This is a genomic window from Desulfomarina sp. (assembly GCF_054039375.1).
Window position 1 is genome coordinate 1 of sequence record NZ_JBPLBA010000035.1, and the last position, 2,575, is coordinate 2,575.

Sequence of the window (2,575 nt, forward strand, 5' to 3'; positions counted from 1 at the left end):
CACTTCCCTGCTTAAAAACCTGAATACAGAGAGATCTGCAATGCAGCTGGTGGATGTCCAGGGAAAAAATGATTATCTGATGCATCATTTCTCCCATTCCATTGCAACTGCTGCCTATCCTGTTAAATCAGCAAAAGACAAAAAACGCCTTGAACCTGTTATTGAGCAGCTTCGGCAAAACAACATCCGAATTATCATTGTCGGTCCCCGGGGAAAAGGAGCTGCTAAAAGAACATTCAGATATTTTACAGCTCAAGGCATAGCTCCCGAACGGATTGCCATTCTTGAAAAAGGTATACGAGGCTGGCCTGAACCGGAACTTTTACTGGACACCTATGGTCACTGAAACAACACATAATCTGTTCCGGTGGAACAGAAAACGGGTGATTACAAAAACGGTGCTCCCCTTGAAATCCGGGTGAAAAAGGCTAATACTCCAGATCCCTTTTTTCAAAGTATCTCCTGGGATTCTTTTTGAGAATCATCTTCAGAAGAGTATTCATTGTCTTGATATCATTATCAAAACCACCATGTGTCTCACTTGTTGTTTTTGCCGTATTATCTTCCGTTCCATGACTGAGTTCGATCCGAAAGACAGGTGATCCCGGCAGTTTCCTCAAATATTTTTTGAATTTTTCCATCCCGAGAATACGCTCTCCGATCTTTTCTTCAAACGCATTTGAGACAAGATAGAGTAACGATTTCCTGTACAGCGGTGTTACCGTATCCTTGAGCTCAAGCTGACCGTCAAGCATAAAGACAGTCATCCGGTTTATACCGAAAACATCTTTATTCCGCTCTTTCAGCAACGGCCTGTAGTAGGTTTTGAAATCATTGTGGGTGCAGGCAGGGGCAAGCAGGGAACACGTTTCCACCCTGGGCGCATTGCTGGTCCGATCAAGAGTCTGGAGAAGATGGGCCAGCAGAATGGCGCCGGTACTGTGACCCACAAGATGGAGTTGTTTGGGCCGAGACTTTTTCCGACCAAATGCTTCAAGAAAAGCGGCAATGGTTTCACTGCCTGCAAAACCGGGTTCAAACGGCTTTGCTGCCCCTCTCTTCATTTCCCGCCAGATGGCCCGTCCCACTTGACGCGTCAGTTTCTCGATGAGCCTGTCCGTATAATCAGTAAAACCGGCGGTTCTGGAATCAACATCCTCTTTTTTGCCAAGTATGATATCCTTTATTTCCTCCAGGAGCCCGGTGTCATACATGAAATGAAAGGGATAGATCCGATTGTCCTTGAACACTTCCTTCATGGCAACAATCCTGCGGGCGGAAGCCCTGATACTGTTCAATCCCCCGTGGGCATAGAGGAGAAGGTGGTCATATTTATCACTTTCAGCCACAAGATCTGCCGTCTGGCGAACCGTTTCCAGGTCCGCCCAGTAGACTCCCCTGGCATCAAAATTACCGTCATCAATATGAACAAAGTGCCCAAGTATCTCAGCTCGTTTGGGGCTTCTTTTAAACAACCCCCGTTCTCTCTGAAAACCATCAGAGCCTGGCGGGCTCAAATGCCAGACCTGGGGTGTAGACAGGGCCAGCCTGACCACCCAACCATCCTGGACATTTTCCAGCCAGTCCTCATAGGACCAGAGCGCCAGTCCTCCCCTGCCCCAGTTTTTTCCCCATGAATTCTGAACCCAGAACCCTTCACTGTTATAACCGACAACAGCAAAAGCATGCCCACCAATTGTCCCGGATTTAAACGGGATTTTTCCTTTTTTCACATTGGATTGCCGCCATCCCTCGTGTACACGGGCACTCACATAAACTGCCTCCACTTCATTGAGTGCCGCATGGAAATCAGACAGATGTTTTTTTATTCTGTAATACGCTCCGGGCGTCGTTTTCCTGGCATCTTCCGCCTGCTCGACAGTCAACGTCCAGTACTGTTCTTCAGCTTTATACGGTGCCAGTTTCTCCGAACAGACGCCCATGTTATACCAGCCTTTGATTGCCCCGCGACAGCTTGACCCCGAATAGTCAGTACCATCCCACTCATCATATCTTTTGGCCATCTCATACAACATACGGCTGCTGACCTGCCTGACACCCTTCCGCCTGTCCAGCAGCAGATTAATGACCGCCGCAAGACCAAACCCGGTACAGGCTCCCTCCTGTCCCTGGTCAAGAATAATCGGGTTTGCGGGCGGATCCATCTTCTCTTTCAACGGGATCAGGGCGGGATGATAGGCATAGTCCCGGAAGTCCCTGGTATCCTCGACGGCGTTCAGTTTAAAGCCGTCTATACTGCCGAATTGACCTGATTTGCCACGTCGTTTTTTTTTCAGCTTTTTCTGCTTTGACTTTGCCATATCGCCCCCATGTGAAAATTTGCGGTTTAAAAGCCACACCTTTCAACCTAACCACAGACAGCAGTCACCACAAGCATTTTTCTTTCATAACCGTTGATAAACCGCTTATTTTGGCATAACAGATAAAACCTAAATCCTGCACTTCAGAAAATGAAAAAATGTAAATATAACTTGATTTCAATACATTATGATATATCAAGCAAATTTGGCTATTCACTTCTCAGGTGAATGTAAATTTTTTCATTTTCTTTGCC

The 2,575-nt window shown here is 46.9% G+C and carries 2 protein-coding genes; one reads left to right on the plus strand and one right to left on the minus strand.

All coding sequences use genetic code 11. The annotated features are described in order from the left end of the window. Window positions 1–346 (plus strand): rhodanese-like domain-containing protein (locus tag ACXLDX_RS02070; RefSeq protein ID WP_457575530.1); only part of this gene is annotated, 346 nt, incomplete at its 5' end. A gap of 82 nt (window positions 347–428) precedes the next feature. Here ACXLDX_RS02070 and ACXLDX_RS02075 read toward each other — a convergent pair. Further along, on the minus strand, window positions 429–2,321 hold the full coding sequence (locus ACXLDX_RS02075; RefSeq protein WP_457575531.1) for a C1 family peptidase: 1,893 nt from the start codon (window positions 2,319–2,321) through the stop codon (window positions 429–431). Between the last annotated feature and the right edge of the window lie 254 nt (window positions 2,322–2,575).